This window comes from Oribacterium sp. KHPX15 (assembly GCF_900107835.1).
Taxonomy (GTDB): Bacteria; Bacillota; Clostridia; order Lachnospirales; family Lachnospiraceae; genus Oribacterium.
The window spans coordinates 1-22,796 of sequence record NZ_FNRG01000022.1; the positions used below are offsets into that span (position 1 = coordinate 1).

The 22,796-nt window shown below is 40.4% G+C and carries 22 protein-coding genes; 20 read left to right on the forward strand and 2 right to left on the reverse strand.

The window, feature by feature from the left end; genetic code table 11:
- Window positions 1-45 precede the first annotated feature (45 nt).
- Together BLV86_RS12405 and BLV86_RS12410 are read left to right on the forward strand one after the other, a co-directional pair.
- A complete protein-coding gene (locus BLV86_RS12405) occupies window positions 46-216 on the forward strand; it encodes a Uma2 family endonuclease (RefSeq protein WP_090817889.1) in 171 nt (56 codons plus the stop codon).
- A gap of 91 nt (window positions 217-307) precedes the next feature.
- The gene (locus BLV86_RS12410; protein WP_090817892.1) at window positions 308-1,768 is read left to right on the forward strand and encodes an HAD family hydrolase; all 1,461 of its coding nucleotides are present in this window, start codon (window positions 308-310) and stop codon (window positions 1,766-1,768) included.
- 249 nt (window positions 1,769-2,017) lie between these two features.
- Here BLV86_RS12410 and BLV86_RS12415 read toward each other — a convergent pair whose 3' ends face one another.
- The gene (locus BLV86_RS12415) at window positions 2,018-2,938 is read right to left on the reverse strand and encodes a YdcF family protein (RefSeq protein WP_090817895.1); all 921 of its coding nucleotides are present in this window, start codon (window positions 2,936-2,938) and stop codon (window positions 2,018-2,020) included.
- A gap of 309 nt (window positions 2,939-3,247) precedes the next feature.
- On the opposite strand from BLV86_RS12415, the gene BLV86_RS17900 reads away from it, so the two are divergent.
- The 12 genes from BLV86_RS17900 to BLV86_RS12475 all read left to right on the forward strand — a co-directional run bounded on the left by BLV86_RS17900 (window position 3,248) and on the right by BLV86_RS12475 (window position 16,466).
- Entirely contained in the window at window positions 3,248-4,144 is an 897-nt protein-coding gene (locus tag BLV86_RS17900) for a transglutaminase domain-containing protein (RefSeq protein WP_090817898.1), read from the forward strand.
- A 20-nt stretch (window positions 4,145-4,164) separates the two neighbouring features.
- Window positions 4,165-4,392, forward strand: a complete 228-nt coding sequence (locus BLV86_RS12425; protein ID WP_031548795.1) for a hypothetical protein — start codon at window positions 4,165-4,167, stop codon at window positions 4,390-4,392.
- 6 nt (window positions 4,393-4,398) lie between these two features.
- Complete coding sequence (locus tag BLV86_RS12430) at window positions 4,399-5,910, forward strand: MBOAT family O-acyltransferase (RefSeq protein WP_090817901.1); 1,512 nt, start codon at window positions 4,399-4,401, stop codon at window positions 5,908-5,910.
- A gap of 149 nt (window positions 5,911-6,059) precedes the next feature.
- Window positions 6,060-7,130 (forward strand): SGNH/GDSL hydrolase family protein, encoded by a 1,071-nt coding sequence (locus tag BLV86_RS12435; protein ID WP_090817904.1) that lies wholly within the window; start codon window positions 6,060-6,062, stop codon window positions 7,128-7,130.
- Between the two features lie 203 nt (window positions 7,131-7,333).
- Complete coding sequence (locus BLV86_RS12440) at window positions 7,334-7,846, forward strand: hypothetical protein (RefSeq protein WP_090817907.1); 513 nt, start codon at window positions 7,334-7,336, stop codon at window positions 7,844-7,846.
- Window positions 7,847-7,859: 13 nt separating this feature from the next.
- Complete coding sequence (locus BLV86_RS12445; RefSeq protein WP_090817909.1) at window positions 7,860-9,401, forward strand: amino acid adenylation domain-containing protein; 1,542 nt, start codon at window positions 7,860-7,862, stop codon at window positions 9,399-9,401.
- A gap of 237 nt (window positions 9,402-9,638) precedes the next feature.
- A complete protein-coding gene (locus BLV86_RS12450; protein ID WP_090817912.1) occupies window positions 9,639-10,706 on the forward strand; it encodes an NAD(P)-dependent alcohol dehydrogenase in 1,068 nt (355 codons plus the stop codon).
- A 166-nt stretch (window positions 10,707-10,872) separates the two neighbouring features.
- Window positions 10,873-11,898: a CobW family GTP-binding protein gene (locus BLV86_RS12455; protein ID WP_175456545.1), complete on the forward strand. Its 1,026-nt coding sequence runs from the start codon at window positions 10,873-10,875 to the stop codon at window positions 11,896-11,898.
- Window positions 11,899-12,194: 296 nt separating this feature from the next.
- Window positions 12,195-12,797 carry a 5' nucleotidase, NT5C type gene (locus BLV86_RS12460; protein ID WP_090817917.1) on the forward strand — a complete coding sequence of 201 codons (603 nt, stop codon included), beginning with the start codon at window positions 12,195-12,197 and terminating at the stop codon, window positions 12,795-12,797.
- Window positions 12,798-12,849: 52 nt separating this feature from the next.
- A complete protein-coding gene (locus BLV86_RS12465) occupies window positions 12,850-13,854 on the forward strand; it encodes an SGNH/GDSL hydrolase family protein (protein WP_090817920.1) in 1,005 nt (334 codons plus the stop codon).
- Window positions 13,851-14,387 (forward strand): DUF3592 domain-containing protein, encoded by a 537-nt coding sequence (locus BLV86_RS12470; protein WP_090817923.1) that lies wholly within the window; start codon window positions 13,851-13,853, stop codon window positions 14,385-14,387. The genes BLV86_RS12465 and BLV86_RS12470 overlap by 4 nt, the downstream gene beginning before the upstream one ends.
- A gap of 756 nt (window positions 14,388-15,143) precedes the next feature.
- A complete protein-coding gene (locus BLV86_RS12475) occupies window positions 15,144-16,466 on the forward strand; it encodes a tetratricopeptide repeat protein (protein WP_090817926.1) in 1,323 nt (440 codons plus the stop codon).
- A gap of 98 nt (window positions 16,467-16,564) precedes the next feature.
- Here the strand turns inward: BLV86_RS12475 and BLV86_RS12480 are convergent, their stop codons facing one another.
- Complete coding sequence (locus BLV86_RS12480; protein WP_090817929.1) at window positions 16,565-17,539, reverse strand: hypothetical protein; 975 nt, start codon at window positions 17,537-17,539, stop codon at window positions 16,565-16,567.
- Window positions 17,540-18,031: 492 nt separating this feature from the next.
- On the opposite strand from BLV86_RS12480, the gene BLV86_RS12485 reads away from it, so the two are divergent.
- From BLV86_RS12485 to rhuM, 6 genes are all read left to right on the forward strand, one after another.
- Complete coding sequence (locus BLV86_RS12485; protein WP_090817931.1) at window positions 18,032-18,889, forward strand: hypothetical protein; 858 nt, start codon at window positions 18,032-18,034, stop codon at window positions 18,887-18,889.
- A 106-nt stretch (window positions 18,890-18,995) separates the two neighbouring features.
- Window positions 18,996-19,082, forward strand: a complete 87-nt coding sequence (locus BLV86_RS18795) for a CDP-alcohol phosphatidyltransferase family protein (RefSeq protein WP_278308790.1) — start codon at window positions 18,996-18,998, stop codon at window positions 19,080-19,082.
- 132 nt (window positions 19,083-19,214) lie between these two features.
- On the forward strand, window positions 19,215-19,571 hold the full coding sequence (locus tag BLV86_RS12490) for a hypothetical protein (RefSeq protein ID WP_090817934.1): 357 nt from the start codon (window positions 19,215-19,217) through the stop codon (window positions 19,569-19,571).
- A 23-nt stretch (window positions 19,572-19,594) separates the two neighbouring features.
- On the forward strand, window positions 19,595-20,638 hold the full coding sequence (locus BLV86_RS12495) for a type II TA system antitoxin MqsA family protein (RefSeq protein ID WP_090817936.1): 1,044 nt from the start codon (window positions 19,595-19,597) through the stop codon (window positions 20,636-20,638).
- A gap of 220 nt (window positions 20,639-20,858) precedes the next feature.
- The gene (locus tag BLV86_RS12500) at window positions 20,859-21,647 is read left to right on the forward strand and encodes a hypothetical protein (RefSeq protein WP_090817938.1); all 789 of its coding nucleotides are present in this window, start codon (window positions 20,859-20,861) and stop codon (window positions 21,645-21,647) included.
- Between the two features lie 447 nt (window positions 21,648-22,094).
- The gene (rhuM, locus tag BLV86_RS12505; RefSeq protein WP_090817941.1) at window positions 22,095-22,379 is read left to right on the forward strand and encodes a RhuM family protein; all 285 of its coding nucleotides are present in this window, start codon (window positions 22,095-22,097) and stop codon (window positions 22,377-22,379) included.
- Window positions 22,380-22,796 lie beyond the last annotated feature (417 nt).

Here is a 22,796-nt window from a genome sequence, read left to right on the forward strand (position 1 = left end):
TTACATTGACTTAATTTCAGGTAATCTGGATTTGGGTCATCCTGAATGGCAGGAGTCAAAGAGTACTGGATCGTAGACCCCAAACATAGATTAGTTTATGTTCATCAATTTTCGGATGAAGATTATGCCCCTAAACAGTATGCATTTGATGCTGAAATTCCTGTAGGAATATCAGGCGGAAAATGTAGCATAGATTTTTCAAAAGTGAGAGCGTGATGGAAATTTTATTCAAATTTTACTGACATTTATGTTTCCCTTATTTATAATTGATTAGAAACAAAGTCAAAAATTTGGAGGTTATGATCATATGAAAAAATTAATCTCACTGATGCTTGCACTAGCATTGCCTTTGAGTATCACTGCATGTAACTCTACATCCATTCCTGCTTCTACTACGGCGGCTGCCGTTGAAGAGACCACCGAGACGGCTGCTGAAACAGAAGAAGCTTCTAAGGACGAGGAAACAACAGAAGCAGCTACAACAGCCGAGGAAACCACCAAAGCTGAAACAACCAAGGCTGAGGAAACAACTAAGGCCGAAACGAGCAAAGCTGAAGAAACAACAGCGGCTGAAACAACCAAAGCTGAAGAAACAACTACAGCTGAAACAACCAAAGCCGAAGAAACAACTACCGAAGCTAAAACAACTGCAAAAGAAGCAACAGTGACCGAATCCGATTCAACTGAAAATAAGGTTATCAATTTTGATGAAATCAGGTCAGAGAAAACAGTCACAATCCCCGAATGGGATCCTTCATCCAAGGCTATGCAGTCTCTTGTAGAATTTGTATCCGCATCCGTAGATGAAAACAGCAAGAGTTATATCCCAGTTAAGGATCGTATCGCAGTATTCGATATGGACGGAACACTTACCTGCGAAACCTTCTTCACCTACTATGATACCTGTATGTTCATAAGCTATTGTCTCGAGGATCATCCTGATAAGGTTAGTGATGACCTGAAGCAGGCAGCATTGGAACTGAAGCCGGGTTATACAGCAGGAGAGGCACTTGCCAGAAAATTCGCCAAGGCCTACGCCGGTATGACTGTCAAGGAGCTCTATGACTATGCAGTCGAGTTCGGACAGAAGAAGACTCCAAGCTTTAACAATATGAGATATCTGGATGGTTTCTATCTTCCTATGGTGGAAGTTGTAAAATATCTATATGATAATGACTACACCATTTATGTTGTCAGCGGAACAGAACGTACAACCACAAGAGCAATCGTTGCCAACTCACCTATAAGTGAGTATGTATCTCCAAGCCATGTCATCGGAACAGAATTTGAAGTTAAGGTTAAGGGCAATGAGGAAGTACCTTCCAACATGGATTTCAAGTACAAGAACGGTGATGAACTTGTATTGACAGGCGGCTTCATCCAGAAGAACCTCAATGCCAACAAAACCATCTGGATCGAGAGAGAAATCGGACAGTATCCGGTACTTGCTTTCGGAAACAGCGGAAGTGATACCAGTATGATGAATTACGCTCTGGATGAGAGAAATCCTTATCCGGCACAGGCTTATATTGTTGTTGCTGATGATGACGTAAGAGAATGGGGAACCCAGAAATGGGACGAGAAGTCAGCTGATTATGAGAAGCAGGGCTATATCCCTATTTCCATGAAGAATGATTTCGTTAATATCTATCCTGAAGGCATCACAAGAGCCGATGTGCAGTATCATGAGCCTGAAGTCAATGCCGCAGTAACAGAGACTGCAGAGACTTCAGCCGAGACTACCGCTGAAACTCAGAAGGCAGCATAACAGCAAAATAGTCCACAAAAATTTACGGGAGAAATTCACACTGAATTTCTCCCGTTTTTTCTAATTTACCAAGTACCGGTGGACATCCATTTAATACGGATGCCCACCGGCCTTTGTTTTACATTAGTTATGCTAAGTTTAATTGTTATTCATCTTATAAGTACCGGCTGGAATCTTTTGTTGCATTTAGTGATACCAGTGGGGACGGTTCTCGCCGAAGAGAACCGTCCCCACTGGTATGTGTTGCTTTTAGTGATTTATACAGAATCCCAAAGCCAGGCATATCAGCAATGCGGCAATGTGAACCTTCCTGTACATATAGAGTATTGCGATGGTCTCACGGAAGAAAGCACCGGGCCAGAAATACCATTTTGATTCACTTCCTATAACCTGAACTTCCATGCCTTCTTTTTTGGCAAGCATACCGGATCTTAATACATGGAAATCGGAGGTTACAACTGCGATTTTGGCATAAGGTTTTAAATCGTTGATGATCTTCTTCGAAAACTTCAGGTTTTCTTCGGTGTTTCTCGATTTCTTTTCCGGAAAAACCTCAAAATCCTCAGCACCGTGGCTAAGAAGATACAGTTCCATGGCAGAGCCTTCACTCAAAGGCTCATCATCACCTTTTCCGCCGGAAGGAACATAATAGGCGGTTTTCTCATTTTCGATTTCCTGCTCCCATACAAAATGTATGGCACGATTGACTCTTTTCTTTATAAGTGGTCGCAGCAGTCCGTTCTTACTGATGGAGCATCCAAGTATGATGATATAGTCTTTGTCATAGACCGGTTTTATCCTTAGCACAGCGTAACCCATTATCCATATGGCTATCACTGTACATTCCATATATTTGACGAAGGGTCTTATTAGCCGATAAAACGGTAATACAGTGGCAGGAAGTATTTCTGTTCCAAACCATAAAAAATATGAATCCAGAATGTACATTGCTGTGATCACATATATCAGAGATGGTATAGGACGGAAACCTTCTTTTGACATGAGTACGCCGTTATTCACACATACATATAATAACAAAAGTAAAAATACTATGGTGAGTGTACTTACCGGAAGGTTAAGAACCATGTCTGCCAGTAAAGTTATCAGAAAAACAGCTGCACCTATAATAAGGATATTGATATAGGAGTATGGGTTTGTTTTTAGTGACATAGGTTATTTTTTCCTTGATGAAATCTATACAAACATCATAAGCTTAATGACTGACAATCAGTTATCGGACCCCGGAACAGAGTATTCTAAAAATCCCTTATGACGTTCTAAACAATTATATCAAACTATCAATCATCATAAAGGTGCATGTCATTTCTTGTACATAATGAAATAAAGTGCTAAGCTTTTATTAATGACGATTGTGCATCTTCACTACAAATAAAACACCATCAATCATAAAGCTTAGTGCGAAAATATTTTTCATTACTATTTGTGCCGCCGGTCAAAAGTGGCGTAATGGGGATTATTATGAAAAGAGGAAGACTTTACATCATGAGGGGAAACAAAAAATCGAAAACCGCAGCAGCGATACTTCTGACAGGAGCATTGGCCTTTGGCAGTGTGAGCACTGCCTTTGCAGGAGTTATAGGTCATGGAATATCTGCAGGAAAATGGCAACAGGATTCCATCGGCTGGTGGTACCAGTATTACAATTCATATTATCCTGTGAATAAGTGGGAATTTATCAATGGTTACTGGTATCATTTCGGACCTGCGGGCTACATGGATACCGGCTGGTACACAGAAAACGGAGTTATGTATTATCTTGACCCTACAAATGGCAACATGTATAGGAACTGTCAGTCAGTCATAGATGGCTTTACTTATGATTTCGATGATTCCGGTGCAGCAAAAGTTGAAAATCACTACAAGAATCCTGTAGTGATACCTCCTGAAGGCCAGAAGAGCGACCTTGAAAAACTTGTAGATGCAATGTGTGATGACGTTCTTTCCGGGCTTGTCTATGACGGTATGACTGATCGTCAGAAGCTCACCAATATCTACTACTGGGTACGCAGTAATCTTTCTTACAGCGGACACTCTGCAACCAGAGACTGGGTGACTGAGGCCTATGAAGGTCTGAGAAGGCATCGCGGTGACTGCTACACTTATTTTGCGGTAACCCAGGCACTGCTCACGAGAGCAGGATTCCCAAGCATTGAAGTTATCCGATGCACCGACAATGATCACTTCTGGAATCTGACTCAATGCGACGGTCAATGGTACCACTTTGATACTACTCCAAGAGCCGCAGGCGGAACCTTCTGCCTTCTGACAGACGCACAGATGCTGGCATATTCAGCAGCCCACAGAGGATGCTTTGCATTTGACCAGAGTCTCTATCCGCCTACACCTTTATATTGATCACAAAACGGAGAACAACCATGGAAGAACTTATCGAAATCCTTAAAGACATTGACCCAGACGTAGACTATGAAACCTGTGACACCCTTGTAGAGGATGGCGTTCTTACCTCCTTTGAGATGGTAATGCTGGTGACGGACATCAACCAGCGAATGGGTGTAAGCATTGCCCCGGAAGACATCCTGCCTGAGAATTTCAGCTCAGCCAAAAAGATTTATGAACTGATTCAAAAATCACGGGGAGAGTAATCTGACATGCTTCTTGTTTCCTATCAGTTTCTGCTGTTTCTGGCAGTGCTGGTCATCCTTTATTATCTTATTCCGAAAAAATTTCAGTGGATTTTAATGTTTACGGCGGGACTTCTTTTCTATGCCTGCGGAGGTCCCGGCGGACTTGTTTTTGTCTTAGTCACAGTTCTGTCCACCTGGGGACTGGCGCTGTCCATAAGCAGGATTCCAAAGGGAGAGAAGAAACGAAAGTCTTTATTCATCCTTGGTCTTTTGCTTAATGCAGGTATTCTCGCAGTACTGAAATACACAAACTTTTTCCTTCAAAACATCAATACACTTCTGGAACCACAAGGCGTAAGTTTTTCCTACGTAAACTGGCTCCTGCCACTTGGAATTTCCTACTATACTTTTCAGTCAGTCGGATACTTTACGGATGTTTATCTAGGAAAGACAGAACCCGAAAAGAATCTCGGGCACTATGCGCTGTTTGTGACATTCTTCCCCCAAATGGTTCAGGGTCCCATCAGCCGATATGACGAACTCAAAGATCAGCTATTCAAAGGCTATACCTATGACAGCAGAAGAATCCGAAGCGGACTTCTCAGGATGCTATGGGGATATTTCAAAAAACTTGTGGTGGCTGACCGTATCGCGCCTCTTGCCATCACCATAGCACAGGCGCCTGAAGGCTTCGGAGGAATCTGGGTGTGGATAGGCATGGTTTCCTACACCATCTGGATGTACTCGGATTTCACAGGCGGTATAGATATCGTGCTTGGTGTGGCCGAGCTTTTCGGAATCGCTCTTCCGGAAAACTTTGATCATCCGTTTTTCTCAAAAAGCCTCGCTGAGTTCTGGCGAAGATGGCATATGTCACTCATGCGCTGGTTACGCGAATACATTTTCTTCCCCATTTCCATGAGTAAATCTGTGGGGAAGCTTTCCCAAAAAGCAAGGAAGGTTTTCGGGAAAAACATGGGCAGAAGAGTACCTCTCTATATAGCAAGCATTGTCACCTGGTTTGTAACCGGCATCTGGCACGGAGCTTCCTGGAATTTTGTATGCTGGGGCATGGCAAACTGTATCGCCCTTTTGATCTCTCAGGAGCTTTCCTCCTGGTCAAAAAAATTCCGTAAAACCCACACCTGGACAGAGTCCAATGCTTACGGCTGTTTTGAAGTGGTGAGAACTTTTCTCATTTTCTGCATGCTGGAAATGTTTGAATACTATCCGTTTTCTTCAGTATTCAGGCTTTTTGTCAGCATGTTTACAGAGTTTGATCCGAGGCAGTTGATAGGTGGAGCCCTATTTAACATGGGAATCACTATACAGGATTTCACCATACTTATCCTGTCTGTAGCTTTAATGGTCTGGACCGGTTTTGTAAGCCTGAAAACTCCCATGAGAGAATGGCTGTCAAAGCGTCCTGCATGGATACGTTTCATTTTGGTTTATGGACTGTTCCTTTGTGTTTTGATATTCGGAATCTACGGACAGGGATATGACGCAAGTCAGTTTATATACAATCAGTTTTAATTCAAACAGAAACCGGATAAACATAGTTTCAGTCCCAATGATTATGACAAACATCAGATTTCAAAAAGACTACTAAACCGTATGTTGAATTTAAATCCTTATTTCAGAATCAAAAATCAATACATGATTTTTTAAGGAGGAACAGTAATTTGGACTCCAAAAAATATACCCGTTTTTTTATAGCGGCTCTTATCATTGCAGGTAGCCTCACAGCACTAACACGACTTCTTGTACCCAAGTATATGGGGCAGGTCACGGAAGGTGCCTTCATAGGAGAGTACTATGAAGACAAATCTTCCCACGACCTCCTGATCCTGGGTGACTGCGAAGCCTACGAAAACATTTCCCCGGTTGCACTTTGGAAGGAATACGGTATCACCTCCTGGATTCGCGGAAGTGCCCAGCAGCTGATTCCTCAATCCTATTATCTTCTGGAGGATACACTCAGGTACGAGACTCCTAAAGCAGTTCTTCTCAGCATTTCCGCAATGCAGCAAATTGAACAGGTGAGTGAAACCTACAACAGAATGACCCTGGACGGCATGCAATGGTCCGACGCAAAGCTTATGGCGATAAAAAACACCATGATGCCGGAGGAACACTTTATAGAATATGTTTTCCCGCTTCTCAGATTCCATTCCAGGTGGAGTGACCTTTCAGAGGATGACCTCAAGTACTACTTTCACGGTGAGCCCACTACACACAACGGCTACTATCTGAGAGCCGATGTGAGACCGGCAGGAGAATTCCCGGAAGAGCGTCGTGTACGTAATCCGGAATTTGAGGCAAAGGGCTATGAATACCTCGATAAGATCCGTGAGCTCTGTGATAAAAACGGCATAAAGCTAATGTTTTTCAAGGCACCTTCTCTTTATCCAGTATGGCATGAGGAGTGGAACATGCAGATTGAGGACTATGCCGGAACCTACGGTATCCCCTACATCAATGCTTTGAAAGATATCGAAAAGACAGGCATTGATTTCGATACCGACACCTACGACGGCGGTCTCCATATGAATGTTTACGGTGCCGAAAAGGTTTCCTCTTATCTTGGGCCAATGCTTTTGGAGGCAGGTCTTCAGGATCACAGAAACGAGCCAGAACTCGCAGTCCTCTGGAAAGAAAAAGAGAATCGTTACGAAGCTGATAAAGCTGCCCAGACAAAAGAATTCGCCGAGAAAGGATACCTTGCGAAATATGCAGGAGAGTACACTCATTAATATTTCTGCTGATCCATCAATAAGTGTCAGATCTGTAATATATGACATGCTTATTACGTTATAACCGGCTAAAAAATTTACGTTAAGGCTTTTACATGTTTAGTTTTCTGACGATATAATTATGGTAATAATGTTTTAGTATTTCATTAAAGTTTTGCAATGCTCACAAATCATAAAAAATATAAACCCGAAAGGAAAGGACTATGAAGAAAGCAAAGTTATTAACAGCTTCACTTTTAACTGCATTAACCATGACCATGGCGCCGGTGACAGCATTGGCCTTCGGTTTACCTTTTGCAAATCAGGCTCAGACGGAGGAATCCTATACCTTTAAAAGCGGCCTGACAGAGATAAAAATGGGAGACGAAGCAGCAACTGTTATTGCGGCTCTCGGACAAACCACAAAAGCGGTTTTCGAAACGGACAGCTGTGCATATCAGGGAAAGGACAAGGTTTATACCTACAAAGATTTTGAAGTTTCCACTTTCCCAAAAGACGGAAAGGAATGCATATCAGCCCTTGTCATCACCGGGGCAAATGTGACAACCCCGGAGGGTATAAGCATCGGCTCCAAAGCCTCTGACGTAACAAAAATCTACGGAGCAAGCGACGGGAAGTACGGAATTTACCGATATGATAAAGGCCATTCCGAGCTTACCTTCTATACAGATGCGGCAGGTTCCGTAGAAGAAATCGAATACATTTACAAACAGTGATCCGGAGGAAAAAATGGTCAAAAATGTACTGGAGTATCTGGAAGCCTCTGAAGCGGGATTTCCGGATAAAAATGCTTACATGGATAAAAACGGCAAAATAACCTTTGGAGATTTAGGTGACAGGGCGAGGAGGCTTGGAAGCTTTCTCGCCCGTAAATCTGTTAAAGGAAAACCTGTAGCCGTATTCATGGAAAAATCGGTGGATATGATTCTCGGATTTATGGGAACAGTCTATGCCGGCGGCTTTTACTGTCCCATAGACGTGACCATGCCGGAGGAAAGGATACGTACTATTTTTTCGGTGCTGAAGCCCGCGGTTGTTCTGACCCGGGAGTCAGATCGTGAGAAAGTAGCTAAACTCTTCAGCGTAGGAGACAGCAATACAGATACCGATGTTATCATCTATGAGGAGGCTATACAGTATCAGGTTAATGTTTCCGTCCTGAACTCAATCAGGAAAAGAAGTGTTGACTCTGACCCGCTTTACGTACTTTTCACCAGCGGATCCACAGGCGTTCCCAAGGGTGTTGTAGTACCTCACAGAGTCATGATCAACAACATGGAGTGGCTGGAAAAGGAATATCACTTCACATCGGAAGAGGTGCTTGGCAACCAGGTGCCTTTCTATTTTGATGTGTCAGATCATGATATCTACAGTGTATTGAAATTCGGCTGCAGCATGGTTATCGTGCCGCCTGAATATTTCGCTTTCCCGGTGAAGCTTGTACAGTTCCTGAATGAATATAAGGTGACAGCCATTTTCTGGGTGCCTTTTGCACTCTGTATGGCAGCAAATCTTGACGCCTTTAAGGCAGAGGTACCGAAGTATCTGAAGTACATCTTCTTTGCCGGTGAAGTTATGCCGGTGAAGCAGCTGAACTACTGGCGGAAACATTTGCCTGATTCACTTTATGCCAACATGTACGGACCCACGGAAACTTATGTGTGCACTTACTATAATCTGGACCGTGAGTTTAGGGACGATGAATCACTCCCCATAGGTTTTCCTGTCAGATATGCGGACATACTGGTACTTGACGAGAAGGGAGAATTAGTGGAACCGACTGAAGACGGATCCGAAAGCCGACAGGGCGAGCTTTGTGCCAGGGGATGTACATTAGCACTTGGCTATATGAACAGCCCTGAGAAAACAGCGGAAAGGTTTGTTCAGAATCCCCTTCAGAAAGGCTGGCCGGAGATCATCTACAGAACCGGCGACATAGTCCGCTACAACTCCCGCGGAGAGCTTGAATATCTTAGCCGGAAGGATTTTCAGATCAAGCATCTCGGCTACAGGATCGAGCTTGGTGAAATAGAAACTGCAGCCGGAGCAGTGCAGGGAGTCGAAACCTGTGCCTGCGTCTATGACATGGGACGAAAGATGATAGTTCTGGTGTATTCCGGAGAAGAGATTTCGAAACGTGATATGCTCCGCGCCCTGGAATCGAAAATCCCGAAATACATGCTGCCGAACAGGGTGCTTCACCTGGAGGAACTCCCTCACAATGCAAACGGAAAAATCGACAGGAAGAAGCTTGAGGGGATGGTGGTTTAATATCCCATCATTTCAAGCATCAGGACATATTTATCATTTAATAATAATTTTATAGCAATCGACAAAGGATAGTTCTATACCTCCCCGGTTTAGTTGTGCATTATTTATAAATATTATCTTGTTATTATCTTTTTGTAGTTAATATTTTCTATTTTTGTACATGACAAAAAATTATCAATAGTGTATAATGAACATAATTTAGCTCGATAATTTTTTAACAATTTAAGGAGGTATTATATGAAGGGTTTTGCAATGCTTAAGATTGGCGAGGTAGGCTGGATTGAGAAGGATCGTCCGGCTTGCGGACCTATGGACGCTATCTGCCGTCCTCTGGCAATCGCTATCTGTACATCTGATGTACATACTGTTTGGGAGGGTGCAGTAGGTGACCGTCACAATATGATCCTTGGTCATGAGGGATGCGCCGAAGTCGTTGAAGTAGGAAGCATGGTTAAGGACTTTAAGCCGGGTGACAAGGTTCTGGTTCCCGCCATCACACCTGACTGGAATTCACTTGAGGCACAGGCTGGCTATTCAATGCATTCAAACGGAATGCTTGCAGGCTGGAAGTTCTCAAACTTCAAGGATGGTCTTGATTCAGAGTTTTTCCATGTTAATGACGCCGACGGTAACCTTGCTCACATGCCAGAGGGTATGACTCTCGAGGATGCCTGCATGCTTTCAGACATGGTTCCTACAGGTTTCCATGGTGTAGAGCTTGCTGACGTACAGTTTGGTGATACAGTTCTCGTTATAGGTATCGGCCCTGTAGGTCTCATGAGTGTTGCGGGTGCACGTCTCCGCGGTGCTTCACGTATCATCGCAGTAGGCACACGTCCTAAATGCGTAGAAGCAGCTAAGTTCTACGGTGCAGACGAGTTCATCAGCTACAAGGACGGAACCATCGAGGAGCAGGTTCTCGCCAAGACAAACGGCAAGGGTGTTGACAGAGTCATCGTTGCAGGCGGCGGAGTTAAGACATTTGAATCAGCTGTTAAGGCTCTTAAGGCAGGCGGAAAGATCGGTAATGTAAACTACCTTGGAAGCGGTGATTTCGTTACAATTCCTCGTGTTGAATGGGGTGTTGGTATGGGTCACAAGCAGATCGCAGGCGGACTTATGCCGGGCGGAAGACTTCGTATGGAGAAGCTCGGAGCACTTGTTTCTTCAGGAAAGCTTGATGTAAGCAAACTTTCAACACATGTATTCCACGGTTGGGAGCACATTCCTGAGGCACTTCAGCTTATGAAGGATAAGCCTGCAGAGCTCATCAAGCCTGTTGTTATCCTTGATAACCAGCCGTAATCATTTTAATTTCTATTCCTCTTAGATTTATTATGATATCCCGGGCGGTCTCAGGACCGCCCTGATTTAGTATTTATTCAAATTGATATATTGTATCAGGATGCGTCAGTGGATTATAAGCAAGATATAGTTCATGCAGCGGTTTTTGTTTTACAGGAGTTTGTTGATGAAGATTTTATTGGTATCAGGGTTTCTCGGGGCCGGAAAAACCACATTTATAAAGGAACTTATAAAGAGAACCGGGACTCACCCTGTGATCATGGAAAATGAATATGGCGATAACAATCTGGATTCCCTGGAGCTCCGGAACGATACCGCCAAAGAAGATGACATTCAGGTCATGGAATTTATGGAGGGATGTGTCTGCTGTACCATGAAGGACAGCTTTGCAAATTCCGTATTTACCATCTTTTCATCTCTTGACCCTGAGTATCTCATCATTGAACCCACCGGTGTCGGAAGACTCAGCAATATAATCAATAATTTACAGCCTTTTCTCCACGGCAGCATCAGTCTTTTGAAACCTGCAGTGGTTCTTTCTCCGGAAAATTTCCAACAGAATATGAAGGAGTGGCCTGAGCTTTACAGGGATCAGGTTGCCAATGCTGAGACCGTTGTTTTTTCCAAGTGTGAACATGCTTCCACGGAAGTCCTTGAGCAAGTATCTGCTATGATAAGAGATATAAATCCACACGCTGAGATCATAGGGTCACATTATTCAAACATGAGTGATGAATGGTGGATGTCTCTTATGGGTTTGGGAGATACTTCTGATAATACTTCCGAAATTACTGCCATACCGGGTTCAGGGTCTGATTCATTATCAGGAGATTCTGCCGGTGAGGCAGTTGCAAAGGATGAATTCACACAGGTAAGCATTAGCCGGACAGAGCTTCATAATCCTGCTGAACTTGTAATGTTCCTTGAAGACTGCCTTCACAATGAATTCGGGCATATGGCAAGAGCCAAGGGGACAGTGATGATCGATGGAGAAATGCTCAGATTCGATCTTGCGGACCGTATGTATGCCATAACATCTTCACCTGACACAAAGTGTCAGTGTGTATTCATCGGACAGTACCTGGACGAAAAGAAGATAAGGCAGCGTCTGTGCGGTGGAACAAAGGTTGTCCGGAAGATACAACAGATTCCGCAGAGAAGATTAAAAGCTGCAGTAAATGATATATGGTGAAAGATTGATTCAGGCTCATTTGTGGTAAATACATACCGCAAATGAGCTTGTTTTTTTATATTTTTCCTTTTGGACAATACTGAAATCAGAACAGTATAATTTAAATAAAACCTATACAAACGACTGTATCTAAACTATGATTCCAGTATAATTGTTTAGACAGCCGATCAGATCTGCATCTGTATGTCGGATAAAAACCGCGAAAAGCAGGTGTTTACAAATGAGCCAATTAGATTAGCATCTGTATGTCAGAAATAAGCGGCGCATAACATGCGCCTATAGAGGGAAGAATAGTTATGAAAATATATGTGGATTTTGATGATTGTCTCTGCGAAACCGCCAGAGCATTCACAGTAATTGCAGAAAGACTTTTCGGGAAGAAAGTTCCCTATGAAGATGTACGGTTTTTTAATCTTAAAAGTTCCTTTGATCTTACGGATGAAGAATATGAAAAAATGATGATAGAAGGGCATCTTCCCGAGATCCTTTTATCCTATGAGGAAACACCCGGAGCATCGGAAGTCCTTAATGCGTGGATCGATCAGGGGCATGAAGTTTCTATCATTACCGGTCGCCCTGCAAGTTCCTATGAGCACTCCAGAAAATGGCTTGACCAACATGGTCTTGATCGTGCCCGTCTTTTTACCCTCAACAAATATGGAAGAGACTCCTTTATCAAGAACAGTGAATTCAATCTGGAGCTTGAGGACTACTACAAAATGAAATTTGATTTTGCAGTAGAGGATTCACCCATGGCTTTCAGATTTTTTGATCATATGCCGGACCTGAAGATCATGGTTTTTGATCGCCCCTGGAACCGGGAATGTGAGTTTCCAAACAAAAACTATACCCGATGTCCGGATTGGGAGTATATTAAAGAAAAAGTGAATGAAAAATAAATAATTGAATAAAAAAGTGAATAAATAATAAAAAAAGAAACGGAGTACTATTATGAAAAAAAGAACTATTACCGCGATATTGCTGATCACAGCATTATCATTAACACCTGTATTTTCTACATATGCAGATACGCAGGGGATTTCTGAAACTACATCGGAAACATTTCCGACAGTCCCTGCGACTGAAAGCACGGATACCTATACAACCGGTGTGACACAAACAGAAAATGTACCGAAAGCAGAAGAAACATTGTCAGAGGAAGAAATCCTTCGGGAGCAGCAAAACAGAGCATGGCTTGCGGAACAGGAAAGGCTTCAGGAAGAGGCTCTTCGTGCTCAAAGAATAGGAGATTTTTATAAGGATTCTGTTGTTATAGGAGATTCTGTAGCAGAGGACTTTTCCCGTTATGCTGTAAGAAATTCTGCATTACCCATATTCCAGAATCTTAAGTTCCTCACCAGAGTAAGTTACTCGGTTCATAACGCCTTTATGGCGATTTCCGGCAAATCCAAACATCCCATATATCAGGGACAGCAGATGTACGCCTGGGATTCCTTAAAGCTTATGGGAGCAAAACACATTTATACTTTCTTTGGACTGAACGACCTTTGGGGTGGTGTGGACGGCACTGTGGCTAAGTATCTTCAGTATCTTGCAAAGATACAGCAGGAAATTCCCGGTATAAAGATTACTATTGTAAGTACAACACCTATTTATGTTTATGCCAAAGAGGAATTTAACAATGACACCATCCGTGCATTTAATGCAAAGATGGCAGCATTGGCCGCAGAAAACGGTTGGGGATATCTTGATGTAGCGTCACGGCTCTATGACAGTGAGGGAAATCTCGCAAAACAATATTGCAGCGATAAAGGTATTCACCAGACAAACGCAGCTTACAAGCATTGGCATGCCGCCTTTGAGGAGTATGCCGAGGCACACCTCAATGATGATCAGAATGCTAAGCATGAAGATAAGCATGATAATAAGCAAGATGAAAATCTTGATAATAATCGGGATACATCCTTGGATAATGGGAATGGGGATTTGTCATGAGAGTTAACGCAGGAACCCGAAGTATTGGCGGTCCTTTTGGTGGTCTTTTAGGCTCCATACTCATGGTGATAATCGGAATAGCCTTTATCTTTTCATCATCATTTATAGCCAAACAAAATGCCTCATTAAAAGAACGCTGCACAGCAGAGGTTCAGGCAACAGTGATCGGTTTTGCAAGATCTGAAAGCTCAGATAATGGAAGCTCGAGTTCATCCGCAGTAACACCTGTTTTTGAATATGACTACAAAGGTACTACCTACTCATCTAATGCAAATTCCTATAGCAGTACCTTTAAAAACACTTTCAAAGTAGGGAACAGCTACACGATCTGCGTAGATCCTGACGATCCTATGGAGTTTTATTCTGAGGATATTTCCAAATCAGACGGAACCTTCCTCAAGATATTCAGGTGGTTAGGAATTGGTCTTATAGTATTTGGAATCATGTCATTCATTATTTCCATAGTCATCGTGGTCGTGATCGGAGGAGCTGTGGGTCTCGCGATCATGGAACTCTTTAAGAAGAAAGAGTAGACGATAAACCAATGAATTACTTGATGAATTCCAAAGAATTAGATATTTAAATTAAGATTGGTTAATGGAATCAAAACAGAAAAAAATTTACTCATAGTAATAAAGTTTAATGGTCCCCGGAACATATGTTCCGGGGACCATTTTCGTGAAGAGATAGAAGATGAATAAAACGTAACAGTTCAGCCGGGATGCCATATTTTCGCAGTGAACAAGGCATTACATTGACCCATATTCCGGTAATCAGCATTTGGGTCATCCTGAATGGCTGGTTACATTGACTTAATTTCAGGTAATCAGCATTTGGGTCATCCTGAATGGCTGGTTACATTGACTTAATTTCAGGTAATCAGCATTTGGGTCATCCTGAATGGCTGGTTACATTGACTTAGATTCTGAATACTGAGTTTTAAGGTCAATCAGTGGTTCCAATAACTCCGGATGGTGGGGAAAAGAGCCGACCACGGTCTTCGCGAACCATTGCCGGCTGAACTGTTACAATAAAACACCCTACATTCTATAAATTCATTAAATTAATCTTGTCAATCCTCAATCAGGCTATTCTACCCATTCAATTTGAAAACCAAGAATTAAATCTTTATGTTTATCATTTAAGGTATCATTACAAATTGAAGTTCGTTACAATCCATCAGCTAATAATGCTTTACGTCAGATTTTAATCAAATTTATCGTTGCAATTGATAGTATGCCAATATACATTTGAATTGCACATACTATAAAGAATGATCCGGAGTACTTATGGAAAAGAAATCAAATTTAGTTTTAATCATTTCTATAGTGACAGTTTTACTTCTGGCAGCTCTTGTCGGGATACTGATATATTTCAATCTTCCGGCACAGCGCATCAGGCGAATGCTTAAGTCAGCCAATAAATATATAGCGGAAGAGAATTATGACGAAGCGATCCTGACATTGCAGAAGATGATCGAAATAGATCCTAAAAATGAGAATCTATATATCCTTCTCGCCAGTACATATGAAAAAAATGGCGAAAAAGATAAAGAGATAAGTATCTTGCAGGAAGCCGTTGAAGTACTTCCGGAGGCAGTAAACTTGTCGGATGCACTTGAACAGGCATATACGAATGTCATCATATCCGATAGCGAGGAAAGTCATTTCTACGATGCCGATGATAAATCTGTCACCGGATGGCAGTCTGTTAACGGTTCATGGAAGTATTTAAATAATGATGGTTCTTTTGTAACCTCTAGTTGGTATTGTATTGATGATGATAATGACGGCTATGGAAAATGGTATCGTTTTGATGAAAATGGAAATATGCTTACAGATACAACCATCGATAACAGAAAAATCAACTCGAATGGTGCATGGTATATGGGTGAAGAAACCAATGAAATGTCAGGCTCAGTAACCCAATATACACCTATAGATGCGTCTATTTCAGGTATATATACATACCAATATAACATAAATGATTCCGGTAAATGGACACGCCCTTTCAATTTTGAATATAATTCAGTAATAATTGAATATATAGATAATAACCATATTAAGGTAACTAAAATTAGTGATATTCGTGACGATAGTACCGGCGGTTTCGTAAGTAGACCTACGTCAGAGATATATTCCAGAGTTAGTGGTTCTGAATTTGGATATGTTACAAATACTATTATGGATGGTTATATGTCAATATTTACAATTAACCCATCTACAAACACAATTGTTTTCAGTGGTGAAGAAGATGGAGATAGCTACTATGCTAAAACCGATTCATTTAAACCACATGATGGTATTGTAGGAACATATTATGATCATTATATCGAAGATGCCGAACATGATGTTGAATTTGAAGTTACTTTAAATAATGACAATACCTATGGTGCCATGTTCTTTGGTGGAAAAAGAGGATTTACTAGTGCCGGTACATATGAATTAAATGGAAATAAACTCGTATTTGTAACCGATCCAGAGTATGGTGGTATTAAATATTTTGATAATGAAGACATTTATATAGAGAATGGACTTATTTACTTCGCTGGCCACGAATTTTCAGCAATTTATCGAGGAGACCCGTATTATTCAGAATCCTCGACGTATTAAGATTTAAAACCTTTAATAATCAGATTTACTTCACAATGAAGATAATCGTGCAAAAGGCGCTTGGTACATGTACCAAGCGCCTTTTGCTGAGCTAATGATTAGAATTTAAGAGTAAAAATATCTGAATCATATATGGTTTCGTAAGTGTTATTGTTAATTATAGTAAAATATAATTCAACTTCTTCGATGTCCTTTATTCCATTCTTTTCTAAATCAGAGCTGAGGAAAGTAACCGCACTGAAAGACTTCCTTCCTATGAGAACTTCTTCAGACATCATCGCATCAACCATAAAACCATTAACAGAAACATCTCTAACCTGAACGACGATATCAGAATCAAAGTCGTTTTCAATGTATAAAAGTATTTCCGGGCCCAAAAATGAGCTGTCTTTTGACAGGCCTTTATTGATTATCTTAATGCCATTTTCATCTACAAGTATATCTCCGGAGTCATCAACCGGCTGTTCAAAACCTTCTGCTACAGATGTATCTATAGTTATAACGTCAGAAGTGTCTATTTCAGCCCAGGTATCAGCCTCTATAATATAAAGCTTTGTTTCAATATGAGCGATCTGATCAATGCCGCATTTTTTCAATGAATTTGATTCGAATGTAAGACTGGAATTTGATTTTTTCCCGGCCGCAACATCAGTCGACATCAGAGTTTCTACCATAAAACCGTTTATATTAGTATCACGAGACTGAATTGTGATATCTTTATCGGAATTATTTTCAATATAAAGCGTTAAATCAGTTCCAAATGTAGAATCTTCGATTCCCGTAGCTTTAACTAAAATTCCATTATCATCATATATTACCTGTTCTTCAATGCTTACATCTTCAGATTTTGCAGTTGTTTCTTCTTCAGTTGATTCTTCTACAGTTGTTTCCTCTGCAGTCGTTTCAGCAGCTTCTGTTGTTGAAACCTCGGATTCTTTTTCTTTAACAGCTTCGACTTTGGATGGTGCGCTTGATTCAGCTTTATCTGCGGTACCGGAAGATCCACAGCCGATAACAGATCCTGACAGTAATAAGAAACAAATGGTTAAAGACATCAATCTCTTTTTAATCATAATATCTTTCTTCCTCCTGCTAAAAAATGCAGCCTGATAGTGATATATAAGGCTATTTATATTACAATCTTATTTTCGGCTCAAAATGAGGCAACTATAAGTAATTAACAATTGTAATACGCTTGACAAATCTATACTCTTTGCAATTCATCAGCAAATACTGCATTTTTATCAGTTTTAAATCTAATTTATTAATGCCAATGATAATATACTTACATACAAAAGAAACAAGCGAAATCCTAACAGGAGATAATCTTAAAAAGATGAGCGATCTGAGTATTCTTAAGTAACAGGATGTTGATTCGGATGAAGAATTCAAAAAACCAAAGCCGGATATCCTGTAAAAAAAAAACTATATATATCAGAATCTGTCCAAAGTATAGTAATTTATCTGCATTAAGTGTAGAATAGCCTTAAATTGTCAGCTGGGCCTCCAAAAAAAGTCGGGACTTATAATAAAAATTTTTATATTAACAAAAGGAGAATTAAGTAATGAAGATTAAGAAAGCAGGTTTAGTTTTAGTAACATCAGCACTTGTAAGCATTGGTGCTATGGTTAGTTACGCCGGTGCAACCGGTATTCAGGGTGTTGATGCTTACAATACTCAGAGCCAGACAGCCGGAACAACAACAGATCAGACAGCCGGAACAGCAGTTGATAACTCTCAGGCAGCAGCACTTATCAACGGTTTCGCTGCAAAGCTTAATGCAACTCAGAATTTTGGTGTTAAAGAGACTGTTAATATGAATATGAGTACCGGTACTGATTCTATGAATTCCGTAACCGAGAGTTATTCTATAGTTAATGGTGAAAATGTTCACAGTACAATGAATACCATCGAGTATGAAAATGGTGCTGTCACTGAAACAAAAGCCAGCGAGTTTTACACCATTTATGATGGAGTGAACTATAAGCGTTATGAAATTGCATCAGGTACTGTTGCTAATTCTGAGGTAATGCAGACATCAAACATAAGAGAAAACTACTTCCCTATTAAGTATCACGGTAATGAGACAGTTACTATTGAGAATGGTGAGTTTGTTGTAAGAGGTTATACAACTAAAGAGGACTTTGCCGGTTCAAGTGCACTTAATAGCGTTGAAAATACTGGTGATACAACCTATGATTATCTTTATAACATGCCTTATGAGTTACATTTTAATGCTAATGGTGATCTGACATTCATGCAGGTGGATATGTCTAGTCTTATGGATACTTTAGTGTCAATGATCTCTGCACTTTATGGTGCTGATGCAGCAGGCTTAAATATATCCAGTCAGCTGACTTATATGGTTGCATTCAATCTTGATCCTTCACAGACATTCGCAGTTCCTTATTATCTTAATTAATAACTAACTGAACTGAGATAGCATACTACCATATATTTTGAAGACCTTCGGATTTTCCGGAGGTCTTTTTGTCTAGTGTTTTATTCGACATTTTTTTGTACTGTATCTGATTGCCGGATTATCGGATATGGCCGATGGAGCCATCGCCCGGAAAATAAATTTAGTCAGTGAATTTAGATCGAGATTTGATTAAATCGTCTTGTAAAAGGACTCTTGGCAAACTATCAATTGATGTGTATACTATCAATTGATAGTGTATATATTGAGGGAGGTGATTGACATTTTTCTTAGCACGCAATCGAAAAAAAGAGAAGTCATCGCTTTCTTGGAAGAATTGAAAGAGCTTCTGGGAAAAAAGGATTTTAATATAGATTCTGATCTTACGCTGATAAAAAAGAAAAAGCCCAATGATGAAGAACACTCTACACCATATACACTATTGGATCTTGACTATGATACATGGGATGTGGTTGAGAGACTTAAAGAGCTAACAGTTTCCGAGTATTCCGAGACAAAGATTGACAAAGATGATTTAGATCCACCATTATTGTTTGTTTTCGGAAAAGACATTAACAGAAAGCTTGTTTATGTGAAATTAAAGATTAATGGAGATCAGAAGCGACGCATATTATGCGTGTCATTCCATTACGCAAGGGAACCTATGAAATTCCCATATGCGTAAACGGAAAGGAAAGGAGGCAAACTATGGAGGCCAGCACATTAATTAGAAAGGTTCATATGGATTGTCCTTTGTGCGACAAAACACATGAAGTGGAAGAAAGAAAACGCTTTGCAACGATTACTCTGAAAGGGGATAAGGTAACCTATGAAGAGAGGTTTTATTTTTGTGCAAATGCAGATGATGAGGAAAATGAATTTGAAACTGGCTCTATGACAAATGAAAATCTTCTCAACGCTAGGAATGCATATCGTGTTAAACATGGATTACTTACTTCTGATGAAATCGTGGCAATAAGAGAAAGCTATGGATTGTCTCAAGTAGACTTAGCAAGATTACTTGGATGGGGAGAAGCTACAATTTCTCGTTATGAGAGTAAGGCGATTCAAGATGAGGCATATGATACTATGCTGCGTTTGATAAAAGATAATCCGCTGCAAGCTTTAGAATTTTTGAAGAAAAATGCGGATAAATTTCCTGGTCTTAAAAGACTTGAAGTAAGATCAAAAATCGTGGAGAAGTTAGATTCATATGGAAAAGAATACCTGACACGACAAGCATTTGAAGGTGAGTATGCAAGTTTTGAAGAGCCCTCTGATTCAAATGGATTTGTTTTGTTGGATATAGATAAGCTTGAAGCCGCTATTTCCTATATAGCTGAGAAGGTATCAAATCTTTTCAAGGTTAAGTTGATGAAAATGCTTTGGTACGCTGATGCCTTATCTTATAAAGAGAATGGAGTTGCAATTACCGGATTGGTTTATCGCCATAATGAAATGGGTGCACTTCCGATTGGGCATTATAGCCTCATGAATCTTGAAAACCTGAATGTTCGTGAGGAAGTAAGCATCAACTATGATTCCATGCTTCATATTTATCCGAGTAAGGGCATGGATTATAGTGTATTAAGCGATAAGGATAAATCTATTTTGGATGCTGTGATAAGGAAGTTTAAGAATTTTAAGGCACAAGAAATCGTAGATTACATGCATGAGGAAAAGGCATATCAAGGAACAAATCCTGGAGAAATAATACCATTTTCGATAGCTAGGGAGATAAGAACTTTTTAATGCTTGAACACTTATTGCAATAATGAGGCACTTGCAGTGATGCGAGTGCCTTTTTTGATAGTGTAAAGTCTGCTATGAAAAACTGAGCCAAAGAAAAAGTTTATTGAACCTGGTACTCTAAATCTTTAGAAGTATGTGTTATAATGCCTAAGGAACATAAAAAGTACAATTTTATGTGAAAGTTTTTTATAGAGATAGAATAGGTGAGGAAAAGAGCAATATGAGAAAACTAACAACTTTAATCGGATGCGCTTGTGCAATGACATTTGCATTTTCAACATTTGCTTATTCAGAGCATTATAATGCCGCAGAAGCAGAGGCAGCTCAGCTTGTAGCAGGTTACAATGACCTGATAAATGACATCGAGAATTGGTATCCAGAGCAGATAGCAGAGCATGAGGAAAAAATCGCTGCAGCAGAGGCAGAACTCAAAGAAATCGAGGACTACATCAAAGAGCAGGAAGACAATGGTTGGAGTTATGATAAGGACTTTTATCAGACTCTGCTCAAGCAGGCAAAGGGAAAAATCAGAAGTCTGAATGTTGACCTTGATAGACTTAAGAAAGACCTTGAGTCAAAGAAGGCATCTCTTAGCGAATACGAAATCGGTCTTAAGCAGAAGCAGGACGAGTCCTTTTCTACAGCAGTCCTTACAGGAAACAGTGTAAACTCTGATCACGAGGGTCTTGATGAATATGATGAAACAGTAATCGAATACACAGACCGTTTTTGGATTGAGGATAACGATGTTGTTGCATGTTACAGATATTGGGACAGCAACCTCCTCTCTAACGAATGGGTTTACGTACCTTTCGTAACACCAGATGCAGTTCTACAGCTTTATACCCTCGATGGCGATTACATCGCAATGCCTATGAGAGATGTTTCAGGAGACACCGACTATGACACATACAGTACCTGTAAGTGGATCACAGGTCAGGAACTCGACGAGAGCCAGTACATTCTGAGAGTAAATGGAGTAGACTACTACATCGATAACCACAGCTAATTTATGCATCAAAAGACCGCATTATATGAAAGATTCCGGAGGATAGGCTATAAAACCTGTCCTCCTTTTTATTTACCCGGGACTAATATTTACACTCATAACAATAACGAGATAACAACCAGCACTTGACCTTTATTTCCTTAATTTTATACTGTTGACGGATTATTATGGCCGAGGGGCCAATCTCCCCATCTTCCTCCTATTTTTTTATTCTGATTTTTTCATTTTAAAAAACCAAAATTTCACGAGATTTTCTTTAGAAATTTATAAATACTCAGAGTTAAAAACAAATCTTTCAAAATTCTCAAGTTTTGTAATTGAAAAGCTTCTAAAATAGCCATTTTTGATTTTGCAAATATTTGAAAAATCACAGCCCCTTAAACCGCTTGGTTGGTTCTTTACCGTCATTTTGCTATAAATTAGCATATTTTATAGTGAAGAGCAGAAATAGTAAAAAGAGACCGGACTCTACCAGTTACGGGTTATTTTGATTATATTGAAGATCTGATCGAACGTGAAAATGTTTTTACGATGGAGGAGTTCGAGAAGAGCGTAAATGCATTTTTGGAATTCCGCCAGTATAAGATTTTGAAAGACAACGGCAGGATTTCTCATAAGGAAGCGTTGGACAAGGCATATGGTGAGTATGGAATTTTCGATAAGACTCAGCCGATAGAATCCGATTTTGATAAAGAAGTAAAAAAAATGCTTGGTGTTAAATCTCGCAAATAGCATTAGCAAATATTATGAAGATAATTATTATATTCGGTTGCACAACAAAATGACCGTCGAAACCGTCGTCTTACTCACTAAGACAACCGCTTAACCATGCGGGTTTGAGTGCTGTTTAAAAGGAAACTGGTCGACTAAAATTGAAGCAAAAAATATGTACTTTTGGCGGACGGAAAATATGAGCTTAAGGAAGGCTGTGTATGCAGTCTTTCTTTTTTTTATAGTTAGATAATATGATTAATTAGGTATTTAAGAATTATAAGAAATGAGGCTTAGCGGTGACTCGACAACTAACTTCATCGACTGGGTAAATGAGTGCGTCAAAGCAGAAGCGCAGTAGAAGAGCTTCTGCAGCTTATTAAGCCTTGCATATTGAAAACTTCATCAATATGATTTTATAAGTGATGGTATTTGGGT

Bases quoted from the DNA above. Each gene is read 5' to 3' on its own strand.
- BLV86_RS12405 (WP_090817889.1), top strand. From the start codon at position 46: ATGGCAGGAGTCAAAGAGTACTGGATCGTAGACCCCAAACATAGATTA.
- BLV86_RS12410 (WP_090817892.1), top strand. From the start codon at position 308: ATGAAAAAATTAATCTCACTGATGCTTGCACTAGCATTGCCTTTGAGT.
- BLV86_RS12415 (WP_090817895.1), bottom strand. From the start codon at position 2,938: ATGTCACTAAAAACAAACCCATACTCCTATATCAATATCCTTATTATA.
- BLV86_RS17900 (WP_090817898.1), top strand. From the start codon at position 3,248: ATGAAAAGAGGAAGACTTTACATCATGAGGGGAAACAAAAAATCGAAA.
- BLV86_RS12425 (WP_031548795.1), top strand. From the start codon at position 4,165: ATGGAAGAACTTATCGAAATCCTTAAAGACATTGACCCAGACGTAGAC.
- BLV86_RS12430 (WP_090817901.1), top strand. From the start codon at position 4,399: ATGCTTCTTGTTTCCTATCAGTTTCTGCTGTTTCTGGCAGTGCTGGTC.
- BLV86_RS12440 (WP_090817907.1), top strand. From the start codon at position 7,334: ATGAAGAAAGCAAAGTTATTAACAGCTTCACTTTTAACTGCATTAACC.
- BLV86_RS12445 (WP_090817909.1), top strand. From the start codon at position 7,860: ATGGTCAAAAATGTACTGGAGTATCTGGAAGCCTCTGAAGCGGGATTT.
- BLV86_RS12450 (WP_090817912.1), top strand. From the start codon at position 9,639: ATGAAGGGTTTTGCAATGCTTAAGATTGGCGAGGTAGGCTGGATTGAG.
- BLV86_RS12455 (WP_175456545.1), top strand. From the start codon at position 10,873: ATGAAGATTTTATTGGTATCAGGGTTTCTCGGGGCCGGAAAAACCACA.
- BLV86_RS12460 (WP_090817917.1), top strand. From the start codon at position 12,195: ATGAAAATATATGTGGATTTTGATGATTGTCTCTGCGAAACCGCCAGA.
- BLV86_RS12465 (WP_090817920.1), top strand. From the start codon at position 12,850: ATGAAAAAAAGAACTATTACCGCGATATTGCTGATCACAGCATTATCA.
- BLV86_RS12470 (WP_090817923.1), top strand. From the start codon at position 13,851: ATGAGAGTTAACGCAGGAACCCGAAGTATTGGCGGTCCTTTTGGTGGT.
- BLV86_RS12475 (WP_090817926.1), top strand. From the start codon at position 15,144: ATGGAAAAGAAATCAAATTTAGTTTTAATCATTTCTATAGTGACAGTT.
- BLV86_RS12480 (WP_090817929.1), bottom strand. From the start codon at position 17,539: ATGATTAAAAAGAGATTGATGTCTTTAACCATTTGTTTCTTATTACTG.
- BLV86_RS12485 (WP_090817931.1), top strand. From the start codon at position 18,032: ATGAAGATTAAGAAAGCAGGTTTAGTTTTAGTAACATCAGCACTTGTA.
- BLV86_RS12495 (WP_090817936.1), top strand. From the start codon at position 19,595: ATGGAGGCCAGCACATTAATTAGAAAGGTTCATATGGATTGTCCTTTG.
- BLV86_RS12500 (WP_090817938.1), top strand. From the start codon at position 20,859: ATGAGAAAACTAACAACTTTAATCGGATGCGCTTGTGCAATGACATTT.